19 protein-coding genes are annotated in these 20,060 nt (G+C 67.0%); 15 read left to right on the top strand and 4 right to left on the bottom strand.

What is annotated here, in order from left to right; translation table 11 throughout:
- Positions 1–155: 155 nt before the first annotated feature.
- Positions 156–884 carry a FadR/GntR family transcriptional regulator gene (locus IB236_RS09875; protein ID WP_056746871.1) on the bottom strand — a complete coding sequence of 243 codons (729 nt, stop codon included), beginning with the start codon at positions 882–884 and terminating at the stop codon, positions 156–158.
- A 122-nt stretch (positions 885–1,006) separates the two neighbouring features.
- Between IB236_RS09875 and IB236_RS09870 the strand changes: the two genes are divergently transcribed.
- The 10 genes from IB236_RS09870 (at position 1,007) to IB236_RS09825 (ending at position 12,285) form a co-directional block, all read left to right on the top strand.
- The gene (locus IB236_RS09870; RefSeq protein WP_056637251.1) at positions 1,007–1,825 is read left to right on the top strand and encodes an NAD(P)-dependent oxidoreductase; all 819 of its coding nucleotides are present in this window, start codon (positions 1,007–1,009) and stop codon (positions 1,823–1,825) included.
- An 8-nt stretch (positions 1,826–1,833) separates the two neighbouring features.
- Entirely contained in the window at positions 1,834–2,715 is an 882-nt protein-coding gene (locus IB236_RS09865; RefSeq protein WP_192420400.1) for an SMP-30/gluconolactonase/LRE family protein, read from the top strand.
- A 41-nt stretch (positions 2,716–2,756) separates the two neighbouring features.
- Positions 2,757–3,734 (top strand): TRAP transporter substrate-binding protein, encoded by a 978-nt coding sequence (locus IB236_RS09860; RefSeq protein ID WP_056066174.1) that lies wholly within the window; start codon positions 2,757–2,759, stop codon positions 3,732–3,734.
- A gap of 89 nt (positions 3,735–3,823) precedes the next feature.
- Positions 3,824–4,312 (top strand): TRAP transporter small permease, encoded by a 489-nt coding sequence (locus IB236_RS09855; RefSeq protein WP_099729349.1) that lies wholly within the window; start codon positions 3,824–3,826, stop codon positions 4,310–4,312.
- A 52-nt stretch (positions 4,313–4,364) separates the two neighbouring features.
- Positions 4,365–5,657 (top strand): TRAP transporter large permease, encoded by a 1,293-nt coding sequence (locus tag IB236_RS09850; RefSeq protein ID WP_056066169.1) that lies wholly within the window; start codon positions 4,365–4,367, stop codon positions 5,655–5,657.
- 69 nt (positions 5,658–5,726) lie between these two features.
- A complete protein-coding gene (gene garD, locus IB236_RS09845; RefSeq protein WP_225581049.1) occupies positions 5,727–7,301 on the top strand; it encodes a galactarate dehydratase in 1,575 nt (524 codons plus the stop codon).
- An 83-nt stretch (positions 7,302–7,384) separates the two neighbouring features.
- Positions 7,385–8,314, top strand: coding sequence for a DMT family transporter (locus IB236_RS09840; RefSeq protein ID WP_192420396.1), 930 nt, complete (start codon positions 7,385–7,387; stop codon positions 8,312–8,314).
- Positions 8,315–8,323: 9 nt separating this feature from the next.
- On the top strand, positions 8,324–9,436 hold the full coding sequence (locus IB236_RS09835) for an aldose epimerase family protein (RefSeq protein ID WP_192420394.1): 1,113 nt from the start codon (positions 8,324–8,326) through the stop codon (positions 9,434–9,436).
- Between the two features lie 70 nt (positions 9,437–9,506).
- Positions 9,507–10,496 (top strand): catalase, encoded by a 990-nt coding sequence (locus IB236_RS09830; RefSeq protein ID WP_192420392.1) that lies wholly within the window; start codon positions 9,507–9,509, stop codon positions 10,494–10,496.
- Between the two features lie 265 nt (positions 10,497–10,761).
- Positions 10,762–12,285 carry a DegQ family serine endoprotease gene (locus tag IB236_RS09825; RefSeq protein WP_192420390.1) on the top strand — a complete coding sequence of 508 codons (1,524 nt, stop codon included), beginning with the start codon at positions 10,762–10,764 and terminating at the stop codon, positions 12,283–12,285.
- A gap of 51 nt (positions 12,286–12,336) precedes the next feature.
- Here the strand turns inward: IB236_RS09825 and IB236_RS09820 are convergent, their stop codons facing one another.
- Positions 12,337–13,368, bottom strand: a complete 1,032-nt coding sequence (locus IB236_RS09820; protein WP_167514365.1) for an ABC transporter substrate-binding protein — start codon at positions 13,366–13,368, stop codon at positions 12,337–12,339.
- Between the two features lie 215 nt (positions 13,369–13,583).
- On the opposite strand from IB236_RS09820, the gene IB236_RS09815 reads away from it, so the two are divergent.
- The 3 genes from IB236_RS09815 (at position 13,584) to IB236_RS09805 (ending at position 16,953) form a co-directional block, all read left to right on the top strand.
- Positions 13,584–14,243 (top strand): response regulator transcription factor, encoded by a 660-nt coding sequence (locus IB236_RS09815; protein WP_192420388.1) that lies wholly within the window; start codon positions 13,584–13,586, stop codon positions 14,241–14,243.
- A gap of 124 nt (positions 14,244–14,367) precedes the next feature.
- On the top strand, positions 14,368–15,732 hold the full coding sequence (locus IB236_RS09810; protein WP_192420387.1) for an ATP-binding protein: 1,365 nt from the start codon (positions 14,368–14,370) through the stop codon (positions 15,730–15,732).
- Between the two features lie 228 nt (positions 15,733–15,960).
- Positions 15,961–16,953, top strand: a complete 993-nt coding sequence (locus IB236_RS09805) for a 2-dehydropantoate 2-reductase (protein WP_192420385.1) — start codon at positions 15,961–15,963, stop codon at positions 16,951–16,953.
- Between the two features lie 33 nt (positions 16,954–16,986).
- On the opposite strand, the gene IB236_RS09800 is transcribed toward IB236_RS09805, so the two are convergent.
- The gene (locus tag IB236_RS09800; RefSeq protein WP_056066136.1) at positions 16,987–17,478 is read right to left on the bottom strand and encodes an Lrp/AsnC family transcriptional regulator; all 492 of its coding nucleotides are present in this window, start codon (positions 17,476–17,478) and stop codon (positions 16,987–16,989) included.
- A 100-nt stretch (positions 17,479–17,578) separates the two neighbouring features.
- On the opposite strand from IB236_RS09800, the gene IB236_RS09795 reads away from it, so the two are divergent.
- A complete protein-coding gene (locus IB236_RS09795; RefSeq protein WP_192420383.1) occupies positions 17,579–18,481 on the top strand; it encodes an EamA family transporter in 903 nt (300 codons plus the stop codon).
- A gap of 24 nt (positions 18,482–18,505) precedes the next feature.
- On the opposite strand, the gene IB236_RS09790 is transcribed toward IB236_RS09795, so the two are convergent.
- Complete coding sequence (locus IB236_RS09790) at positions 18,506–19,075, bottom strand: hypothetical protein (RefSeq protein ID WP_225581048.1); 570 nt, start codon at positions 19,073–19,075, stop codon at positions 18,506–18,508.
- 436 nt (positions 19,076–19,511) lie between these two features.
- Here IB236_RS09790 and IB236_RS09785 point away from each other — a divergent pair, with 436 nt between their 5' ends.
- The gene (locus tag IB236_RS09785) at positions 19,512–19,907 is read left to right on the top strand and encodes a hypothetical protein (protein WP_192420381.1); all 396 of its coding nucleotides are present in this window, start codon (positions 19,512–19,514) and stop codon (positions 19,905–19,907) included.
- Positions 19,908–20,060 lie beyond the last annotated feature (153 nt).

Here is a 20,060-nt window from a genome sequence, read left to right as displayed (position 1 = left end):
GTTGTATGTCATCGTACAACATAAGTGCATTTTTGGGCACCCCGGGTAACTACTCATGGGATCACTTCCTGCCGCCTGGGCCCGCCGGGTGTCTCGGGCCCGCAGGGCGACAGGTCGGCACATACGGCGGGCGGCATTGCCACGACCCCCGGCCTTCAGCCAGCCTCGGCCTGCGCACGCCGGCGGCGTTCACGGCTGTTGGCCAGGTGGGTGCGCATGGCTGCACGGGCTGCGTCGGGGTCCTGGCCCACGATGGCGTCGTAGATGCTCTCGTGCTCGCCATTGACCCGGCGCAGGTACTGTCTGCGTTCGTCATTCGGGGCTTCGACCGAATCCAGCCGCGCGCGCGGAATGATCATGCTGCCCAGTGTGCCCATCAGCTCGGCGAAGTGGCTGTTCTGCGTGGCGCGGGCGATCTCCAGATGGAACTGGAAGTCCGCCGCCACCGCGTCGCGCCCGGCGTCCACGGCCGCCGCCACAGTGTCCAGCGCTTCGCGCATGGTCTTGAGGTTGGCGGGCGTGCGGCGCTGCGCGGCCAGTGCGGCGGCCTCGGTTTCTACGCCGATGCGCAGTTCCAGCACCGCAATCACGTCCCGCAGGGTGCTGAACTGGTCGGGCGTGATCTTGAAGCCCGGGGCCTGCCCGAGGCCCAGCACAAACGTGCCGATGCCATGCCGTGTCTCCACCAGGCCCGACGCCTGCAGCTTGGAAATGGCCTCGCGCACCACTGTGCGGCTGACGTTGAACTCGGCCATGATCGCGGCCTCGGTGGGCAGCTTGTCGCCCAGTGCCAGGCGCCCGTCGCGGATGCGGTCACCCAGGGAGTCCACCAGCTCCAGGGCCAGGGTGCGGGGCTTGCGGCGTGGGGCGATGTCGGTGCTCATGTCTCGGTGTTATCCCTATGTGTTGGACGGGTTGAAAGGAGTACATTGCCTCCTCGTTGTATGACAACTGATGACGTTCAACTGCTTGTAACGCCACTGTACCAAGAACCTCCGCAAAAGCCATGCCCTGTCACCCGACGCCGATCCGTTTTCAACGCTTGTTATTGACCGGGGCCGCCGGGGGGCTGGGGCGTGAATTGCGCACGCGCCTGAAGGCGTACTGCACCACCTTGCGCCTGTCCGACATCGCCGACCTGGGCAGCGAGGCGCCCGGCGAAGAACTGCGCCCCGCGCGGCTGGAAGACGCCAGTGCCATGTTGCCGCTGCTGGAGGGGGTGGACGCTGTGGTGCACCTGGGCGGCGTGTCCACCGAGCAGCCCTGGGACCCCATCCTGCAGGCCAACATCGTGGGGGCGTACAACCTCTATGAGGCCGTTCGCAAGCAAGGCGTCAAACGCGTGGTGTTTGCCAGCTCCAACCATGTGACCGGCTTTTACCGCCAGGACGAAGTGGTGGGCCTGCGCGACCCTGCGCGGCCCGATGGCCTGTATGGCCTGTCCAAGGCGTTTGGCGAGGACCTTTCGCGCTTCTACTTTGACCGCTACGGCATCGAAACCGTGTGCCTGCGCATCGGCTCCTCCTTCCCCGAGCCGCGCAACCGCCGCATGCTGGCCACCTGGATGAGCTACGACGACCTGGAGCGCCTGGTCGTGGCCAGCCTCACAGCGCCGGTGGTGGGCCACAGCATCATCTATGGCATGGGCGACAACACCACCACCTGGTGGGACAACACACTCGCCCGCCACATCGGCTACCGCCCGCAGGACAGCTCCGAGCCCTTCCGCGCCAAGGTGGAGGCTGCAGACCCGCAGCCCGATCTGACGGACCCGGCCGTGATCTACCAGGGCGGGCCGTTTGTGCGCACCGGTCCGTTCGAGTGAGTGGGTCCATGGAACTCCTGTTGCCTCACCACCAGGACCAGGTGGGCGAAAGCCCCCTGTGGAGCACTGCCGAGCAGGCGCTGTACTGGGTGGACATCGAAGGCCGCGCGCTGCGCCGCCTGCGCTGGGCCGACCGGCAACTGATGAGCTGGGCGACGCCGGAGCGGCTGGCCTGCATTGCGCTGCATGCCAGCGGCGGGCTCATCGCTGGCATGGACACGGGCATCTTCCACCTGCAGCCTGCCGATGACGGCACTTTGGTCTGCACCCTCATCTCTGCCGTGCAGCACCCGCAAGCTGGCATGCGCTTCAACGACGGGCGCTGTGACCGCCAGGGGCGCTTCTGGGCCGGCACCATGGTGCGCGACATGTCGCTGGCGCAACCCGCTGGCGGCCTGTACCGGCAGGACGCGCGCGGCCTCTCGGCGCCGCTGATCGAAGGCCTGGTCACCCAGAACGGCCTGGCGTTCAGCCCCGATGGCGCCACCATGTACCTCAGCGACAGCCACCCCAGCGTGCAGAAGATCTGGTCACTGGACCTGCACGAAGACGGCAGCCTGGGGCCGCGCCGTCTGTTGGTGGATATGCGCGAGCTGCCCGGCCGGCCGGACGGTGCGGCCATCGACACCGATGGCTGCTACTGGACCTGCGCCAACGACGCTGGCATGGTGCATCGCTTCACCCCATCGGGCGTGCTGGACCGCTCGCTGGCCGTGCCGGTCAGCAAGCCCTCGATGTGCAGTTTTGGCGGGCCCGACATGGACCTGCTTTTCATCACCTCCATCCGCCCCGGCCAGCCGCAGGGCAACGATGTAGCCCATGGCGGCGCGGTCTTCGTGACCCGCCCGGGCGCCCAAGGGCTCGCAGAGGCCTCGTACCCGCCCGCTTGAGCGCGGCACCCCAACCGATTCAACCCCGGAGACAAAGCACCATGAACGTTCCACACCTCTTTGGCCGCGTGGCCATTGCCGCTGGCATCTTGCTCGGCAGCCTGGCCGCGCAGGCCACCGAGTTCCGCTCGTCGGACATCCACCCCGAGGACTATCCCACCGTGCTGGCCGTGCGCCACATGGGCGAGACGCTGTCCAAGGCCACCGGCGGCAAGCACAGCATCAAGGTCTACGCCAAGGGGTCGCTTGGCATCGAGAAGGACACCATCGAGCAGACCAAGCTGGGGGCGATTGCCATGACGCGCGTGAACGTCGCGCCCATGAACAACATCTGCCCTGCCACCATGGTGCCCACCATGCCCTTCCTGTTCCGCGACAAGGAGCACATGCGCAAGGTGCTGGACGGCGCCATTGGCGACGAGATCCTGAAGGACTGCGAATCGCAGGGCTTCGTGGGCCTGGCGTTCTATGACAGCGGCGCACGCTCGATCTACACCGTCAAGAAGCCCATCAAGACCCTGGCCGACGTCAAGGGCCTGAAGGTGCGCGTGCAGCAGAGCGACCTGTGGGTGTCCCTGCTCGAAGCCATGGGCGCCAACGCCACCCCCATGCCGTTCGGCGAGGTCTACACCGCGCTCAAGACCGGCCTGGTGGACGCTGCAGAAAACAACTACCCCAGCTACGAAAGCTCGCGCCACTTCGAAGTCGCCAAATACTTCAACAAGACCGAGCATTCCATGGCGCCTGAGATCCTCTTGTTCAGCAAGCGGGTGTGGGACACCTTGAGCGCTGACGACCAGAAGGCCATCCGCGCCGCCGCCAAGGAGTCGGTGGGCTACATGCGCAAGATCTGGGACGAGCGCGAAGAGAAATCCCTGGCCACGGTGAAGGCTGGCGGCGCGCAGGTGGTGGATATCGACAAGGTGGCCTTCAAGGCTGCCATGAAGCCGGTGTACGACAAGTTCCTCAAGGACCCCAAGCTGCAGGACATGGTCAAGCGCATCGACGCGGTGCAATAAGCCAGAAGCCAGAGTCTCCAGGGCAGGCGGGACCGGGAACAGCCCGCCGCCTGCCCGTTTCCAGTTGTTGTTGTTTTTGAATGTCCACTATGTACACGCGACTCTGCGCTTTCATTGCGCGCGCCTGCCTGAAGCTCGGGGTGGGAGGGCTAGTCCTGCTGGTTTGCGCCGTGCTCTACCAGGTCATAGGCCGCTATATCTTCAATGACACACCCACCTGGGCCGAGAGCGGCGCCGTGCTGCTAGTGCTTTACGTGACCATGCTGGGCATGGCTGTGGGCGTGCGTGATGCGGGCCACATCGGTCTCGAATCGTTCCTGGTGCTGGCGCCCGATTGGTTGCGCACCAAGCTCGAGCTGCTGATCCACGCGCTGGTGCTGCTGTTCGGCATCGTCATGGCCTGGAACTGCGGCGTGCTGGCCGAATCGGTGGCACCGTACAAGATCCCCACGCTGGGCATCTCCGAAGCCTTCAAGTACGTTCCGCCCGCCATGGCTGGCGTGCTGGTGGCCATGTTCTCGCTGGAACACATCATCGCCATCTTGCGTGGCACGGAAGTAGAGCCCGCCTGGCATTGAGCGGCCTCACTGTCCCTCCGCCCCCTAACGTCCCTACAAAGATTCCACCATCATGGCGTTGACCATCCTGTGCGTGAGCTTCACGCTATTGCTGCTGCTGGGCGTGCCCGTGGCCTTCTCGATCGGCCTGTCCTCGCTGGCCACCATCCTGTACGAAGGCCTGCCCCTGGCCGTGGGTTTCCAGCAAATGATTTCGGGCATGAACCCGTTCTCGTTCCTGGCCATCCCGTTCTTCATCTTTGCCGGCGAGATCATGATGTACGGCGGCATCGCCGACCGCATCGTCAACTTTGCCAAGAGCGTGGCGGGCCATGTGCGTGGCGGCCTGGGCATGAGCAATGTGCTGGCCTGCACGCTGTTTGGCGGTGTCTCGGGTTCGCCGGTGGCCGACGTGTCGGCCATGGGCGCCGTGCTCATCCCGCAGATGAAGAAGGAGGGCTACCACGCTGACTACGCGGTGAACGTGACCACCCACGCCTCGCTGGTGGGCGCGCTCATGCCCACCTCGCACAACCTCATCATCTTCACGCTGGCGGCTGGGGGCAAGGTAAGCATTGCCGCGCTGATCCTTGCAGGCATCGTGCCGGCCCTGTTGCTGACCATCTGCAACCTGGCTGCCGCCTACTTCGTGGCTGTCAAGCGCGGCTACCCCGCAGGCACCTTCCCGGGCTGGGAGATTGTGTGGATCTCGTTCCGCGCCTCGGTACCGGGCCTGGCCGTGGTGGTCATCATCATCGCGGGCATTTTGTCGGGGGCGTTTACGGCGACGGAGTCGGCGTCGGTCGCAGTGCTGTGGGCGCTGATTCTGTCGGTCTTCGTCTACAAGAAGCTCACGCGCGAGCAGTTCCTCAAGGCCGCGTCCAAGGCCGTCAAGACCACGGGCACAGTGCTGCTGCTCATCGGCATCTCGTCGATGTTCGGCTACCTCATCGGCCTCTACGGTGTGGCCGAGCTCACGGGTGATGCGCTCAAGTCCATGAGCACCTCGCCCTGGGTGATTTTCCTGTCGGTGAACATCATCCTGTTCGTGCTGGGCACCTTTCTCGACATGGCGGCCACCATCCTTATCTGCACGCCCATCTTTTTGCCGATCTGCCAGCAGTTCGGCATGAGCACGGAGCAGTTCGGTATCGTCATGCTGATCAACTGCGCGCTGGGCCTGAACACCCCTCCCGTGGGTACCACGCAGTTCATCGGCTGCACCATCGGGGGCGTGTCGGTGGGCGAGGTGATGAAGACCATCTGGCCGTTCTACAGTGCGCTCATCGTGGCGCTGATGCTGGTGACCTATGTGCCCCAGTTCTCGATGTGGCTGCCAGACCTGGTGCTCAAGGGCGGCGGCTGACCTGGCAGGAGTGATGGCTCGGCCACCGGGCGGATTGAAACCCGCGTACCTTGTGAATTGAACGGACCTATGCGACAAGCTCTCACCATCCGCATGCATGCCCAGGACAACGTCGCCATCGTCGCCAACGACGGTGGCCTGCCTGCGGGCACCCTGTTGCCAGACGGTGTGCCGGGCGCGGGCATCACGCTGCGCGACAAGGTGCCGCAGGGCCACAAGGTGGCGCTGGCGGACATCCCCAAAGGCGGGGTGGTGCGCCGCTACAACGTGCCCATCGGCTATGCGCTGAAAGACATCCCCGCAGGCAGCTGGGTGCATGAGCGCCTGCTGCAGATGCCCTCGGCCCGTGCGCTGGAGGGGCTGCCCATGGCCACGGTGCAACCGCCGGTGCTTGAACCCCTGACGGGCTACACCTTCGAGGGCTACCGTAACGCCGATGGCTCGGTGGGCACGCGCAACATCCTGGCCATCACCACCACCGTGCAGTGTGTGGCCGGTGTGGTGGCGCAGGCCGTGCGCCGCATCAAGGCCGAGCTGCTGCCTTTGTACCCCCATGTGGACGATGTGATCGGCCTGGAGCACACCTACGGCTGCGGCGTGGCCATTGATGCGCCCGACGCCATCATCCCCATCCGCACGCTGCGCAACATCAGCCTCAACCCCAACTTTGGGGGCGAGGTCATGGTGGTCAGTCTGGGCTGCGAGAAGCTGCAGCCCGACCGGCTGCTGCCCCCGGGCAGCTTCCCCATCACCGACGAGCGCGACGCGGCGCTGGGCCCCGAGACGGTGTGCCTGCAGGCCGACGAGCATGTGGGCTTCATGTCCATGCTCGACCACATCGTGCAAAGCGCGCGCCCGCACCTGGACCGCCTGAACGCCCGCCGCCGCGAGACCATCCCCGCCAGCGAGCTGGTGCTGGGTGTGCAGTGCGGTGGCAGCGATGCGTTCTCGGGCGTCACCGCGAACCCGGCCGTGGGCTTCTGCGCCGACCTGCTGGTGCGCGCGGGCGCCACGGTGATGTTCAGCGAGAACACCGAGGTGCGCGACGCCGTGGAGCAGCTCACCAGCCGCGCAGCCACGCCCGAAGTGGCTGACGCTATCGTGCGGGAGCTGGGCTGGTACGACCGCTATCTGGACCGGGGCCGCGTGGACCGCGCGGCCAACACCACGCCGGGCAACAAGGCGGGCGGCTTATCGAACATCGCCGAGAAGGCCATGGGCTCCATCATCAAGAGCGGCACTGCGCCCATTGCGCATGTGCTGGCCCCGGGCGAGAAGCTGCGCCGCGACCAGCGCGGCCTGGTGTATGCCGCCACGCCCGCCAGCGACTTCATCTGCGGCACGCTGCAACTGGCTGCCGGCATGAACCTGCACGTGTTCACCACCGGCCGGGGCACACCCTACGGTCTGGCCGAGTGCCCTGTGGTCAAGGTCGCGACGCGCACTGATCTGGCCCGCCGCTGGCACGACCTGATGGACATCAACGCCGGCAAGATCGCCGATGGCGAGGCCACTATCGAACAGCTGGGCTGGGAGATGTTCCACTTGCTGCTTGACGTGGCCAGCGGCCGCAAAAAGACCTGGGCGGAGCAGTGGCAACTGCACAACGCGCTGGTGCTGTTCAACCCGGCGCCCGTCACCTAAACCCCGCCCGGCCCCGGCCCTTTGTGTTCCCCCTTCAACAGCCCTTGCCTGCAAGGGCTGTTGTCCTTGAAAGACCGCATCTCATGGGGCATTCCCGATTTTCTCACCGCAAGGTCGTGGTGGCGCTGGCGCTGCTGTGTTGCCTGCTCTGGGGCAGCTCGTACCCCGCCATCAAGACCGGGTACGCCTGGTTCGGCATCTCACGCAATGACATCCCCGCGCAGCTCGTATTCGCAGGCTGGCGGTTTCTGGGCGCCGGGTTGATCCTGCTGGCCTGGGCTGTAGCCACGCGCAAGGTCATCTGGGGCCTGGGGCCCGGGGCCGGGCGCCAGTTGGTGGTGCTGGGCTTGGCGCAGACCACGCTGCAGTACGTGTTCTTCTACGTGGGCCTGGCACACACCACGGGCGTCAAGGGCTCCATCATGAACGCCACCGGCACGTTTTTCAGCGTGCTGCTGGCGCACTGGGTCTATCACAACGACCGCCTGAGCCATGCCAAGCTCTGGGGCTGCCTGGTGGGCTTTGCGGGCGTGATGGTCGTCAACCTGGGGCGCGGCACGCTGGACCTGGACGTCACCCTGCTGGGCGAAGGCTTCGTGGTGATCGCCGCCCTGGTGCTGGCCGCGGCCAGCATTTACGGCAAGCAGGTGTCGCAGCGCATGGATTCCGTCGTGATGACGGGCTGGCAGCTGGGCCTGGGCGGTGTGGCGTTGTTGGCCATTGGCTGGTCGCTGGGTGGTTCGCTCACGGGCTTCACCTGGGGCTCTGCGGTGCTGCTGGTGTACCTGGCGCTGCTGTCGTCGGCCGCGTTTTCGCTGTGGAGCATTCTGCTCAAGCACAACCGCGTGAGCCAGATCACGGTGTTCAACTTCACCGTGCCGATCTTTGGCGCGGCGCTGTCGGCACTGTTTTTGGGCGAGGCGCTGTGGGAGTGGAAAAACCTGCTGGCCCTGGTGCTGGTGTGTGTGGGCATATGGCTGGTCACGCGCCATACGGCCAGCGCCACCAAATAGACTCGGCCCATGGCTTTCACACTTTCCCGCGAAGCGTTTCAACACGCGCTGCACGGCCAGCGCACCGATCTTTTCACCCTGCGCAGCCCCGGCGGCCTGCAGGTGGCCGTGAGCAACTATGGCGCTCGCTTGGTGCAGGTGGCGGTCCCCGACGGGCAAGGCGGTCTGGCCGATGTGGCGCTGGGCTACGACAGCCTGCAGGGCTACCTGGACGGGCAGCTCTCCATGGGCGCGCTCATCGGCCGCTGGGCGGGGCGTCTGCGTGCGGGCACGCTGACCCTGCCGGATGGATCGCGCCAGCAACTGCCCACCAACAGCGGGCCACACCATCACCACGGCGGCCCGCTCGGCAGCCGCTTCCAGGTGTTTGCGGTGGAACACGCACAGGCCGATGCCCTCTCCCTCAGCCACACCTTCCGCACGGAGGACGACGGGGTGCCCGGCACGGTGTGCGTGCAGCTCCACCTGCAGGTCACAGTGGACAACGCGTTGCACATGGCCTGGACGGCCGAGGTGCTCCATGCCCCTACGGTGCTCAACCTCACGGGGCATGCGTTCTTCAACCTGGCAGGCCAGGGCAGCACCCACGGCCACACCCTGCAGGTGCCCGCCAGCCGCTATGTGCCCCTGGCGGCCGATGTGTGCCCCACCGGCGCGCTGGCGGCCGTACAGGGCACGCCGTTCCACTTCCGCCAAGCCCGTGCTGTGGCGGATGCCATCGCAACACCCCATGAGCAGCTGGCCGTGGCGGGCGGGCTGGACCACTACCTGGTGCTGGACGAACAGGCGGCACCCCTTGCCCCTCCCTCGTCATCCATCACACCACCGGGCCTGCGCCTGGCCGCGCTGCTGGGTGAACCGGTGAGCGGCCGCGCGATGGAGGTGTGGAGCACCGCCCCGGGTGTGCAGGTGTATGCAGGCCACGGCCTCAAGGCCGACCCCGCGCGGGACTTGGGGCGTGGTGCGGGGCAGGGCGGCTGGCTGTGGCAGCCGGGCGACGGTATCTGCCTGGAGCCCATGGAGTACCCGGATGCGCCCAACCACGCGGGCTTTCCGGTGCGCTGGTGGCTGCCGGGCGAAGTGGTGCGGGGCGCCATCGTGTACCGCTTCATCGGGGGCTGATGGCCGATGGGCTGGCCTGGCAAGCCCGTGCCGCGCTACCATGCCGCCTGGCTTTTAACCGAGGTGGCTCATGCACATGTCCAACGCCCCCAGCACCGACTGGAAAGAAGTGGTGGCACCCGATGAAGCGCAGCGCTTTGCGGGCTATGCGCGCCAGTTTGCCGAGCTGCAGGCGCGCAAATCGCAAAAATACGGCGCCGGGCGGGGGTTGCACCGCAAGCAGCTGACCGCCGCGTATGGCCGCCTGGAGGTGCTGGGCGATCTGCCCGCGTTTGCGGCCCAGGGCTTGTTCGCGCAGCCGGCGCAGTACGACGTGCGGGTGCGGCTGAGCAACGGCGGCATGGACAAGGCGGCGGACCATAAGCCCGACATCCGGGGCTTTGCGATCAGTGTGCGGGGAGTGCAGGGCGACTCTGCCTTGGGCAACGGGCCCGCAAAAAGCCAGGACTTCCTGCTCATCAACCAGGAAAAGTTCGCCTTCCCCCAGAGCGCAGAGTTTGTGGATTTTGTGGTCGCTGCGTCGCACGGCGGCGGCGCGCTGATCAAGTTCCTGGTGCAGCGCCATGGCTTGCTGGGTGCGGCCCGGCAGATCGCCAAGACGGTCAAGACCTTTGGGCGGCCCTTTGGGGGCTTTGCATCGCATGCCATGTTCAGCGCTGCGCCCATTGCCTGCGGGCCCTATGCCGTGCGTGTGCGCCTCGTGCCCCATGCGTCCAATGGGGCGCCCGTCAAGCAGGTGCAGCACGACTGGGATGCCGAATTCTCCGGCCGCCTGCGCCAGCAGGACCTGCAGTGGGACCTGCAGCTGCAGCCCTTTGTCGACGAGGCCACCACCCCCATTGAAGACGCCAGCGTGGACTGGCCCACGCCCTACACCACCGTGGCCCGGCTCACCCTGCCACGGCAGGACCCGGCTGCCGACGCAGCCCTGGCCGCCGAGGTGGAGGCCGCCGTGTTCGACCCCTGGCAGGCGCTCGCTGCGCACCGGCCCCTGGGCGACGTGATGCGAGCCCGCAAGGTGGTGTATTTCGAAAGCCAGAAAGGCCGTGGCGCTGCGTGACCTGCGGGGTGCGGCGACCGGGCGCTTCGTGAGGAAGCCCCCGCGGTACTCAGAAAAACAGTGAGGGTGTTGAATCCCGGTCTGAGAGCGGCTCACAAAACTCAGCGAAGCGGCCCTGGCTAGGCGTTTCGCCGCAGGCAGTACAAGCAGTACGACAAGGCGAGACAACGACGCCAGGGGAGTTTTGTTAGCCGCTCTAAGTTTCGTCTAAGTGTTGGTGCCCACACTGCCTTCCATCGCAACTCCGATTGGAAAGGCACACACCATGAACACGACGACGCTGACCTCCACCCCCCGCCGCCTCATCCTGGCCCTGGTGGCCGCCGGTGCGGTGGGTGCCACGGGCGCAGGCCTCATCACCGGGCACCAGGCCCGCGCCTTGACCCCGCCCCCCGCCATCATGGCCCAGACGCCCGCAGCCCCCGGCGGGGCTTTGCCGAGTTTCGCGCAGATCACCGCGCAAAACGGCCCTGCAGTGGTCAACATCAGCGTGACGGGCAGCACCAAGGCCGCCATGGCCGATGACGACGGCGAAGACGAAGGCCAGCCCGCCGCGCGCCAGGGCCGGGCGCCGCAGATGGACCCGAACGATCCGTTCTACCAGTTCTTCCGCCAGTTCGGTTTTCCGGGCGGCATGGGGCCGCAGGCCCAGCCCAACGTACCCACGCACGGCCAGGGCTCCGGCTTCATCGTCAGCCCCGATGGCCTGGTGCTGACCAACGCCCATGTGGTCAAGGGTGCCAGCGAAGTCATCGTCAAGCTCACCGACCGCCGCGAGTTCCGCGCCAAGGTGCTGGGCTCTGACCCCAAGACCGACGTGGCCGTGCTCAAGATCGACGCCAAGAACCTGCCCACGGTGCGCCTGGGCAGCACACGCGACCTGCAGGTGGGTGAATGGGTGCTGGCCATCGGCTCGCCCTTCGGCTTTGAAAACAGCGTGACGGCGGGTGTGGTCAGCGCCAAGGGCCGCTCGCTGCCCGACGACAGCCTGGTGCCCTTCATCCAGACCGATGTGGCGGTGAACCCTGGCAATTCGGGCGGGCCTTTGTTCAATGCACGCGGTGAAGTGGTCGGCATCAACTCGCAGATCTACAGCCGCTCGGGTGGCTACCAAGGGGTGTCGTTCTCCATCCCGATCGAGCTGGCGGCCAAGATCAAAGACCAGATTGTTGCCACCGGCAAGGTACGCCACGCACAGCTGGGCGTGGCCGTGCAAGAGGTGAACCAGGCGTTTGCCGAGTCGTTCAACCTCGACAAGCCCGAAGGCGCGCTGGTGGCCAGCGTCAGCAAGGGCAGCCCCGCAGAGAAGGCTGGCCTGCAGGCCGGCGACGTGATCCGCCAGGTGGACGGCCAGCCCATCGTCGCCTCGGGTGACCTGCCCGCCTGGGTGGGCCAGGCGCAGCCGGGCCAACAGGCCAAGCTGTCGATTTGGCGCCAGGGCAAGCCGCTGGAGCTGACCGCCACCCTGGGCGACGCCAGCGACAAGGCGATCAAGCAGGCGCGCAACGACGATGCCGTGGGCAAGGGCCAACTGGGCCTGTCATTGCGTCCGCTGGACCCGCAGGAGCGGCGCGCGGCAGGCCTCAATGAGGGATTGGTCATCGAGCAGGCGCGCGGCCCCGCCGCTGCGGCCGGTGTGCAGCCGGGCGACGTGCTGCTGGCCATCAACGGCGCGCCCATCAAGGACATCACGCAGGTGCGTGCCGCCATGGCCAAGGCGGGCAAGTCGGTGGCGCTGCTGATTGAACGCGACGGCGACAAGATCTTTGTGCCCGTGCGCCTGGGCTGATCCATGGCCTGCGCCTGCCGTCGGTTGGTACCCTGCGGCAGGCGCTGTGCATCAGCGCGGCAGCGCCTCCACTTCCTTGGTCCAGCGGTCGATCAGGCGCCGGCGCTCGGCAGCCTTGCCGTATTTCTCGAAGTCGTATTTGATGAGCTTCACGTTGTCCAGCGTTGGGATGCGCGGGTCCATCTTGAAGGTCTTGTTGGCGGGCACCTGGTAGCTGCCCACCTGGGCGCCCACGGCCTGGCCTTCGGGGCTCATCAGCCAGTCGTAGTATTTTTTGGCGTTGTCCATGTTGCGTGCGCCCTTGACCAGCGCAATGCCGCCCACCTCGTAGCTGGTGCCTTCACAAGGCGCCTGGGTTTTCACCGGGTACTTGTCCGCCTTCCACTTCTCAAAGTTGAACATGAAGGTGATGCCCACCCCCACCTCGCCCTTGGCCACGTTGGGCGCCTGCGCCTGGCCGCTGCGGGTGTAGGTGGTGGTGTTCTTGTGCAGGGCCTTGAGGTAGTCGAACGCCTTGTCTTCGCCCATCAGCTGCACCAGCCCCGCAATCACGGTGTAGGCCGTGCCGCTGGAGGCAGGGTGCGAGATTTCGACCTCGCCCTTGTAGGCAGGCTTGATCACGTCGGACCAGCACTGCGGCTCCGGCAGCTTTTTCTTCTTGAGCGTTTCGGTGTTGTAGCCAAAGCCGATGGCCGAGCTGTAAAAGCCCCCCACCTGGTGGCCCGACATGGCGTACTGGCGCACGCTCCAGCCATGCAGGTCATGCAGATAGGCGGGGCGGTATTCGGCCAGCAGGCCTTGCTCCGCCGCCTGCAAGAAGGGGTCGCCCGTGCCGCCCCACCAGATGTCGGTCTTGGGGTTGTTGGCCTCGGCGCGCAGCTGCGCGGCAATCTCGCCCGTGCCCTTGTGGGCCTGGTTCACCTTGATGCCCGTCTTGCGGGTGAACTCCTTGGCGGCCGCTTCGCACCAGGGCGCGTCGGTGCTGCACAGCGCGTTGACCACGCCCTGGGCCTGGGCGCTAGTGGAAGCCAGTGCGGCCAGCGCAACGGCCGCAGCAACGTGGTGGAGAGGGGGGAATGCCATCGGAATTGCCATCGGTCTTGCTCCTTGTCTTTTGTCGTAGTGGCCCGGCCCCTGGGGCGGGCGGTGTGCGCGTGGCGCTTTCATTGTGACAGTGATGTGTCAAATTTAAGTCGTTCTGGCAACCCGGTGCTGCGCCAGCGCCCATGCCGCCGCTATCCTTGGCAGCCAGCCCATTTCCTGCACTCCTGACCGACCGACCTTTCTGCCCCCTTGCCATGCGCCTGCTGCTTGTTGAAGACGATTCCATGATCGGTGAAGCCGTGCTGGACCTGCTGCGCGCCGAGCAGTACGCGGTGGACTGGGCGCGAGATGGCGACGCGGCCGATACGGCACTGCGCACCCAGGCATACGACCTGGTGCTGCTCGACCTGGGCCTGCCCCAACGCGACGGCCTGGCCGTGCTGCGCGACCTGCGCGCCCGCAAGAACCGCACGCCCGTGCTGGTGGCCACCGCGCGCGATGCCGTGGCGCAGCGCATCGAGGGGCTGGATGCCGGGGCCGACGACTACGTGCTCAAGCCCTATGACCTGGACGAGCTGTTGGCCCGCATCCGTGCCCTGCTGCGCCGCGCAGCTGGCCGTGCCGAGCCGGTGTACGAGCACCAGGGCGTCAGCATCAACCCCGCCACGCGCGAGGTGACGGTGCGCGGCACGCCCGTGGTGCTGTCGGGGCGCGAATGGGCGGTGCTGGAGCCGCTCATTGCCCGCCCCGGCATGGTGCTGTCGCGCCAGCAGCTGGAGGACAAACTCTACGGCTGGGGCGACGAGGTGAGCAGCAACGCGGTGGAGGTCTACATCCACGGCCTGCGCAAGAAGCTGGGGCCCGAGCTGGTGCTGAACGTTCGCGGGGTGGGCTACCTCGTGCCGAAGGTATGACCCCCCTGAGCGGCTTCGCCGCTTCCCCCCAAGGGGACGACAGCCTTTGCTGCGGGGCGGCCCTTGCTGGCTGCCCCCGCGCAATCTCCCGCCCTGAGCATGCGGCGGGGATGGATGGATAGAGATGAAGAACGTGCCAACCACCTCCTGGCGCAGCGCGCTGCAGTCCATGCTCCCGCGCTCGCTGCGCATGCGGCTGCTGATGTTTTTGCTGGCTGCCATCGTGCTGGCAGGCGCAGTGCAGGGCGCACTGGCCTACCGGGGCGCGCTGGACGAGGCCGATGCGCTGTTCGACTACCACATGCAGCAGACGGCGCTGGCTTTGCGCTCGGGTCTGCCGGTGGATGCCCAAGGCCTGGGCCCGGGCCTGGACCCGGAGGACGAGAACCACGAGTTCATCGTGCAGGTGTGGACCAACGAGGGCCTGCGCATTTTTGAATCCGCCGTGGGCGCCGCCTTGCCGCAGATTGCCGTGCTGGGCTTCACCAACGTGCAGGCGCGCGGCGGCACCTACCGGGTGTTCTCGATGCAGACGCGCTCGCAGGTGATCCAGGTGGCGCAGAACATGGCTGCGCGGCGCGACATGGCCCGCAGCCTGGCGCTGCGCACGCTGGCGCCGCTGGCCATCATGGCGCCGCTCTTGGTGCTGGCCGTGTGGTGGGGCGTGAGCCGGTCGCTGGCCCCGGTGGAACGCGTGCGCCGCCAGCTGGCAAAGCGCCAGGCCGACGACCTGTCGCCCGTGAGCGATGCACAACTGCCCGATGAGGTGCAGCCGCTGGTGAGCGAACTCAACCTGCTGTTCGAGCGCGTGCAGCACGCGTTCGAGGCGCAGCAGCACTTTGTGGCCGACGCCGCGCACGAGCTGCGCTCCCCCCTGGCCGCATTGCGCCTGCAACTGCAGGGCCTGCAGCGTGCGAGCGACGACGCCGCGCGGGCGGCCGCCATCGAACGCCTCTCGGCCGGCATCGAGCGCGCCACGCGGCTGGTCGAGCAGCTGCTGACGCTGGCCCGGCAGGAGGCCAGCACGGCTGTCAACGATCCGGTGGACCTGCGCGCCACGGCGCAACTGGCGCTGGCCGACGTGGCCCCCGCCGCCCAGGCGCGCAGCATGGATGTGGGCCTGCTCGAATCGGACACCGCCACCGTCACCGGCAATGCCGAGGCCCTGCGCATGCTGGCCCGCAATCTGCTGGACAACGCCATCAAATACAGCCCGCCCGGCGGCCAGGTGGACCTGCAGGTGCGCCCCGAGGGCGACCACGCCGTGCTCACCGTGGAAGACAGCGGCCCCGGCATCGCCCCCGAGCACCGCGAGCGGGCCATGCAGCGGTTTGTGCGCGTCACCGCCGACGGTGCGCCCGGCAGCGGTCTGGGTCTGGCCATCGTGCAGGCCGTCGCCCAAGGCCATGGCGCCACCGTGGCGCTGGACAGCTCGGCGCGCCTGGGCGGCCTGCGGGTGACCGTGCGGTTTGCGGCTGCCAAGCCCTGAGCTGCGTGATGCCCTGTTTGCTATTAATTGCATAGCTGTCCAGGCATATTGCACTAGCGCTATCGGCTCAAAATCCCTCAAAAGCACCCGCAGAGTGCTTCAAAGCGCCTCGTCACGCGCGCGCCACGCCGCCAGGGGCCTGCCCCGCACAATGCGGGGGTAGCGCGCAGGCTGTGCCGGTTCCTGGTCCGCCTGCGTCCACTTCCACCACTGTACACACGCATCGGCATGAACTTCATCGTTTTGGGCGCAGGCGCCATTGGTTGTTATGTGGGTGGGCGCCTGGCCGCGCATGGCCAGCCGGTGTGCCTGGTGGGGCGGCCGCATGCGCTGGAGCCCATTGCGCTCCGCGGTCTTCAGGTCACTGACCTGGACGGCTTTGACCGCACCGTGCCCACGTCCACACTGCAACTGGCTACCACGCTGGCCGACGCCGCGCCCGGTGTCGACAGCATCATCCTGCTGTGCGTCAAAAGCGGCGCCACCGAGTCTGCCGCGCGCGAGCTGGCGGCGGCCTGTGCGCCCGGCACCCCGGTGATTTCGCTGCAAAACGGCGTGGACAACGTGGCCCGCATCGCTGCCTTGGCGCCCGGCCTGAACGTGCTGGCGGGCATGGTGCCCTACAACGTGGTGCTGCGCGGCGCGCAGGTGCACCGCGCCACCGCAGGCCACCTGCAGCTGCAGCGCGACGCGGTCACCGAGCGCATCGCGCCCCTGTTCAAAGCCGCCGGCCTGGCCACCACGCTGCCGCCAGACATCCGTGCCGTGCAGTGGGGCAAGCTGCTGCTCAACCTCAACAACCCGGTCAATGCGCTGTCCAACCTGCCCCTGCGGCAAGAGCTGCTGGACCGCGATTGCCGCCGTGTTTTTGCTGCGCTGCAGACCGAGGCGCTGCGCGTGATGGCGCGCGCGGGCATCACGCCCGCCCAGGTCACTGCCGTGTCGCCCACGCTGCTGCCCCATGTGCTGCGCCTGCCCAACTGGCTGTTCACACGACTGGCAAAGCGCATGCTGCAGATCGACGCCACGGCCCGCTCGTCGATGTGGGACGACCTGGAAGCCGGGCGCGTGACCGAGATCGACGCGCTGTGCGGCGCCGTGGTGCGGCTGGCGGCGCAACAGGGCATGGCGGTGCCGCTCAATGCGCGCATGTGCGAGCTGCTGGGTGGCCCGCGCCAGCGCCTCACGGGCAGGCAGATGCGCCAGATGCTGGGTCTGTGAGTTGGGATTTGGGATTGGGGTTGTGACCGGTGATCAGGCAGCGGGTGCTGCGCTGTCCAGCGGCACGCGCAGCCCGGTCTTGAGGCTGGCCAGCGCCACCGAGGTCCGAAACCGCTTGATGTTGTCGTCCCCCTCAAACAGCCGCCGCGTCAGCGCCTCGTAGTCCGCCATCGACGCCACGTTCACCACCAGCAGGTAGTCTGCCTCGCCCGTCACGCTGTAGCACTGCTGCACCGCGTCTTCCGCCGCAATGCGCGCGCGCAGCGGGGCGGTGCGGTCGGGGCGCTCGTTGTCCAGGTGCACCTCCAGCACGATGGTCAGCGGCTTGCCCACCTTCACCGGGTCCAGCACGGCCACGTTGGCGCGGATCACGCCGCTGTCCTTGAGCCGCTGAATGCGCCGCTGTACCGCAGGCGCCGACAGGTTCACCGCCTGCGCAATCGCGCGCTGGGGCGTGGTGTTGTCGGCCTGCAGGATGTCGAGGATCGCGAGGTCGAAGCGGTCAAGTGCTGCCGGGGTGGACATGGGGGTTCCTTGGAACGGGGTCTCAGGGTGAGCGAAAGTTGCGCGCAAGCCCCGAAATTCGAGCCAAAAGCACGCTGGGGTCGCACTATATTTTCAGCCCATGAGCGCTTCCCCCCTCCGTTCTCTTCTGCACCGGTTCTTCCCCTTCCTGGCCGTGCTGGGTTCCGTCACCGCGTTGGGCATTGGCACCTCATGGGCCAAACACTGGCTGTTTCCGGTGGTCGGGGCGCAGGGCACCACCGCCGTGCGCGTGGGTTTTTCGGCGCTGCTGGTGCTGCTGCTGTGGCGGCCCTGGCGCTGGCACCTGTCGCGCGCCGACGCGCGGGCCGTCATGCTGTACGGCGCGGCGCTGGGCGGCATGAACCTCATGTTCTACATGTCGCTGCGCACCCTGCCGTTTGGCCTGGCGGTGGCCATCGAGTTCGCCGGGCCGCTGGCCGTGGCGATTTGGTCATCGCGTCGCGCGGTGGATTTTGTGTGGGTGGCGCTGGCCATCGCGGGCCTGGGCATGCTGCTGCCGCTGGGGCTCAACGGCAGCACGCTGGACCCGGTGGGCGTCTTCTACGCCCTGGGCGCGGCCGTGTTCTGGGGGCTGTACATCGTGTTCGGCAAGCGCGCCGGGCACCTGCACGCGGGGCATTCGGTATCGCTGGGCCTGCTGATGGCCGCGCTGGTGGTGGTGCCCGTGGGCGTGGTGCATGCGGGTGCTGCGCTGCTGTCGCCCACGGTGCTGCTCATCGGCGTGGCGGTGGCGGCGGTGTCGAGCGCCATTCCGATCTCGCTGGAGATGATGGCCCTGAAGCGCCTGCCCAAGGAGGCCTTCGGCATCATGATCAGCATGGAGCCTGCGGTGGCTGCACTGGTGGCCATGGCGCTGCTGGGCGAGCACCTGAGCGTGGTGCAGTGGCTGGCCATTGGCTGCATCATGGCCGCGTCGATGGGCAGTGCAATGACCGCCGCGCGGCCCGCTGCTGTAGACCGCGCGGCACCGCAGGCGGCCTGACCGGCGGCTCTGGCGGGGTAGGTCTTACCGCACGGCGGCCCTTGCGCTGCACGATTCCAATACGCGTGTGATGAGGTGGGGATATCCCGCCTCGGTCTGCGCCAGCAACGGCAGGCCTGTGTCGTGCACGGCACGGTCCACTGCGTCGGGCCAGGGGGGCGTACCGGGCTCCGCCTGCACGCGGGCCATGGCACCCAGCACCAGTTCTTGTCCCCAGAAGTAGACCTGCGCGGCGCGCACATTGGCCTGCATGCGCTGCACCTCGGCCAGCGCTTGCGGCTCGGCCAGGTGCAGCCAGATGTCGGCATACAGAAAATCCACGGGCGCGCCCGGGGGCTGCCACTGCAGCGCATCGGCCTGCACCAGCTCCACCTTGGCTGCAGCGGACTGTGGCAGTCCCTCCAGCACCCGGCAGCGGCGAAACAGCTCCAGCACGTCGCCATCCCGCTCCACCACGGTCACTCGGTTCACCGAGGGTTGCAGCGCCATGTTGGCAGCGACCCAGCCCATGCCCAGGCCCATTACTACCGTGTGGCCTCGCGCATGGTGACAGGCCAGCTCCTGGCTTTCAACTTCCATTGGTGACAGTGACATCCAGGTTTCCCATCTGCCCTCGGAGCCCTGGCGCAGGAGCAGCGTCGAGCCGGATGTGACACATGGGCCGCTGTAATAACCACGGTCCATCCCCACCCCCATGCGCTTCATCTGCCACGGTCCCACGGCACCGTCGGGGTACTGTGGCATGTGCCATTGGGGCGCAAAGACAGGAACCCCCAGCGCCTGTGCCAGTGCGGTGGCGGATGGCTGGGGGGAAAAGGGTAGGGACGAGGGATTCAGTGATGCCGACATGGGCTCGATCTTAGGCGGGGAGCGCCGCGTTCATTGGAACATCTGCATCTCTTCCAGGGCACTGGGCATTGTCCGACAGTCTCACGGTCCACAAGATGGCGTCGATGGCGGGTAGCGGCGAATACAAAAGACAGTGATGAGACCGCTCGTGTTTCATCACTCAATGTCCAAGGAGCCGATCATGATTCCATCCACCATCCATTCCGCTGCGACCGCCACACCGGTGGACGAAGACCTGGCCGAGCAAGCACGCCCCGGCTACGGCATCCCATCGCAAGACCCCCGAACCGGCGCACAGACCGCGCTAGAGCCTGAAGACGCAGAGCGCGAAGCCCACTCCGCCTTGATGGGCGGCGGCATGATGGCCGGCGCCGCAGCCGGTGCCGCCGTGGGCGTGGCCGTCGCGGGCCCGGTGGGGGTGGTGGTTGGGGGCACCTTGGGCGGCATCGCCGGTGCGCTGGGTGGTGCCGCAGCGGGCACCCTGGTCAGCCCGGATGATCCTTCGGCCGATGCTGTGGCCGCAGAACGCCTTGCGCCGCCCCTGGGAGGGCCGGAAGGCAGGACAGACCCGAAGTAGGGTGTGCGGGGCTCACTACAGGCTGGCTGGTGCAGCGTACGTACTGTGTGAGATTGCTCCAAATTTGATAGCTATCAGCACATATTGCACTAGCGCTTGCCGCCATTTTGGCTGTGAATTTGGTCCCCTCGACAGCTATCAAATTCTGGCCGC

The sequence above is a fragment of the Acidovorax sp. ACV02 genome (assembly GCF_014851475.1).
Classification (GTDB): Bacteria; Pseudomonadota; Gammaproteobacteria; order Burkholderiales; family Burkholderiaceae_C; genus Acidovorax; species Acidovorax delafieldii.
Note: the sequence above shows the minus strand (reverse complement) of the source record. Positions and strands in the feature narration are given on the sequence as shown.

What these genes read in the sequence shown, in the direction of transcription:
- IB236_RS09875 (WP_056746871.1), bottom strand. Translation starts at nt 884, where the DNA reads ATGAGCACCGACATCGCCCCACGCCGCAAGCCCCGCACCCTGGCCCTG.
- IB236_RS09870 (WP_056637251.1), top strand. Translation starts at nt 1,007, where the DNA reads ATGCCCTGTCACCCGACGCCGATCCGTTTTCAACGCTTGTTATTGACC.
- IB236_RS09865 (WP_192420400.1), top strand. Translation starts at nt 1,834, where the DNA reads ATGGAACTCCTGTTGCCTCACCACCAGGACCAGGTGGGCGAAAGCCCC.
- IB236_RS09860 (WP_056066174.1), top strand. Translation starts at nt 2,757, where the DNA reads ATGAACGTTCCACACCTCTTTGGCCGCGTGGCCATTGCCGCTGGCATC.
- IB236_RS09855 (WP_099729349.1), top strand. Translation starts at nt 3,824, where the DNA reads ATGTACACGCGACTCTGCGCTTTCATTGCGCGCGCCTGCCTGAAGCTC.
- IB236_RS09850 (WP_056066169.1), top strand. Translation starts at nt 4,365, where the DNA reads ATGGCGTTGACCATCCTGTGCGTGAGCTTCACGCTATTGCTGCTGCTG.
- garD (WP_225581049.1), top strand. Translation starts at nt 5,727, where the DNA reads ATGCGACAAGCTCTCACCATCCGCATGCATGCCCAGGACAACGTCGCC.
- IB236_RS09840 (WP_192420396.1), top strand. Translation starts at nt 7,385, where the DNA reads ATGGGGCATTCCCGATTTTCTCACCGCAAGGTCGTGGTGGCGCTGGCG.
- IB236_RS09835 (WP_192420394.1), top strand. Translation starts at nt 8,324, where the DNA reads ATGGCTTTCACACTTTCCCGCGAAGCGTTTCAACACGCGCTGCACGGC.
- IB236_RS09830 (WP_192420392.1), top strand. Translation starts at nt 9,507, where the DNA reads ATGCACATGTCCAACGCCCCCAGCACCGACTGGAAAGAAGTGGTGGCA.
- IB236_RS09825 (WP_192420390.1), top strand. Translation starts at nt 10,762, where the DNA reads ATGAACACGACGACGCTGACCTCCACCCCCCGCCGCCTCATCCTGGCC.
- IB236_RS09820 (WP_167514365.1), bottom strand. Translation starts at nt 13,368, where the DNA reads ATGGCATTCCCCCCTCTCCACCACGTTGCTGCGGCCGTTGCGCTGGCC.
- IB236_RS09815 (WP_192420388.1), top strand. Translation starts at nt 13,584, where the DNA reads ATGCGCCTGCTGCTTGTTGAAGACGATTCCATGATCGGTGAAGCCGTG.
- IB236_RS09810 (WP_192420387.1), top strand. Translation starts at nt 14,368, where the DNA reads ATGAAGAACGTGCCAACCACCTCCTGGCGCAGCGCGCTGCAGTCCATG.
- IB236_RS09805 (WP_192420385.1), top strand. Translation starts at nt 15,961, where the DNA reads ATGAACTTCATCGTTTTGGGCGCAGGCGCCATTGGTTGTTATGTGGGT.
- IB236_RS09800 (WP_056066136.1), bottom strand. Translation starts at nt 17,478, where the DNA reads ATGTCCACCCCGGCAGCACTTGACCGCTTCGACCTCGCGATCCTCGAC.
- IB236_RS09795 (WP_192420383.1), top strand. Translation starts at nt 17,579, where the DNA reads ATGAGCGCTTCCCCCCTCCGTTCTCTTCTGCACCGGTTCTTCCCCTTC.
- IB236_RS09790 (WP_225581048.1), bottom strand. Translation starts at nt 19,075, where the DNA reads ATGTCACTGTCACCAATGGAAGTTGAAAGCCAGGAGCTGGCCTGTCAC.
- IB236_RS09785 (WP_192420381.1), top strand. Translation starts at nt 19,512, where the DNA reads ATGATTCCATCCACCATCCATTCCGCTGCGACCGCCACACCGGTGGAC.